Consider the following 1459-nt stretch of genomic DNA (forward strand, 5'->3'; position numbering starts at 1 on the left):
ACTTCGCACCCACGATCGACGCCGTGTGTGAGCGGTTCTCAGGCCGCATCCTGGGAGTGGTCGAGGACACGGAGAACGGGCACAAGCGGTACGCCTGCGCCGAGAAACTGCCCTGTCCGGTCGTCTCCGTCGCCCGATCCCCGCTGAAGGACCCCGAGGATTTCCTCGTCGGGCAGTCGGTCGTGTTCTCGACGGAGGCACTGATGCGGAGCCGGGGCGACATCCTGCACGGTCGCCCGGCCCTGGTGATCGGCTTCGGCAAGCTGGGCAGCAGCATCGCGCGCCTGCTGCACGCCAAGGGCGTACAGGTCACCGTGCACGACGTCGACCCCGTCCGCCGCACACAGGCCCTGTCGCAGGGCTTCACGGTCGCCAGGGACCGAGACGCGGCCCTGCACGGCGCCGGACTGATCCTCTGCGCTACCGGCGCCGTCTCCCTGCGCGGTGAGGACTTCTCCGCACTGCGGAACGGCGCCTATGTCGCCACGGTCACCAGCAGCGAAGATGAACTCGACCTCGCCGGCCTGCCCGACGTCTACCAGCGCACCCCGAACGGCGACCACATCACGCGCTACCAGACGACCGGCCACTACTTCTACCTGCTCAACGGCGGCAACGCCGTCAACTTCCTGCACGGCGCCAGCGTGGGCCCGTTCATCTACCTCGTGCAGGCCGAAATACTCGCGGGCGTCCGAAACCTCGCCCGCGGGGACCTCGGACCCGGTATGCACGAGGTCGACGCCGCCGACCGCGCGACCATCGCCGGAACGTGGCTGAACTACTTCAACCGCTAGGAGATCAACCCCATGTCGATCACCGCTCAGCACGTGCGCGACACCGTCGACGCCTACCTCGCCGAGCACCCCGACGAAAAGGACGCCCTGTCCATCCTGTGCGAGGTCGTCGAGCAGGCCGGGGACACGGTGGCGTCACGGAAGGAGTTCCGCGGGCACGTCACCGCCGGCGCCGCCCTGGTCCGCCCCGACGGTCGCGTCCTCACCATCGAGCACCGCGCCCTGCGTAAGTGGCTGCTGCCCGGTGGTCACGTCGAGCCCAGCGACACGAGCCTGTGCGATGCCGCCCTGCGAGAGCTGGAGGAGGAGACAGGCATCAGCCGCGAGCAGGTCGAGCCGGTCGGAGACGTCCCGCTGCACATCGACGTGCACACCATCCCGGCCAACGACGCCAAGGGCGAGCCGGAACACCTGCACTTCGACTTCCGGTTCCTCTTCCGCACCACCGCCGACGCGGTCGAGCTGCAAGAGGAGGAAGTCACGAACTACTCGTGGCAGTTCGCGGACATGCTGACGGCTGAGCCGCTACGGTCCCGAGTGATGGCCGCCGCAGCGGCCCGCTGACGGCCACGCCGCCCCTAACTCCCCCGAGAGGGGCGGCGCGGTCTGCAACGCACGCGACCCCGGCACCATGACCACAGGTGCCGGGGTCGCTTGCTGCCCCT

At 69.0% G+C, this 1459-nt stretch carries 2 protein-coding genes; both read left to right on the top strand.

Features of this window, described 5'->3' with window-relative positions; all coding sequences use genetic code 11:
- Positions 1-794 (top strand): adenosylhomocysteinase (locus IE225_RS32560; RefSeq protein WP_190061273.1); only part of this gene is annotated, 794 nt, incomplete at its 5' end.
- 12 nt (positions 795-806) lie between these two features.
- Positions 807-1358, top strand: coding sequence for an NUDIX hydrolase (locus IE225_RS32565; protein ID WP_190061274.1), 552 nt, complete (start codon positions 807-809; stop codon positions 1356-1358).
- Positions 1359-1459: the final 101 nt, after the last annotated feature.

The organism is Streptomyces echinoruber (assembly GCF_014651135.1).
GTDB classification, from domain to species: domain Bacteria; phylum Actinomycetota; class Actinomycetes; order Streptomycetales; family Streptomycetaceae; genus Streptomyces; species Streptomyces echinoruber.

What these genes read in the sequence shown, in the direction of transcription:
- IE225_RS32565 (WP_190061274.1), top strand. Translation starts at nt 807, where the DNA reads ATGTCGATCACCGCTCAGCACGTGCGCGACACCGTCGACGCCTACCTC.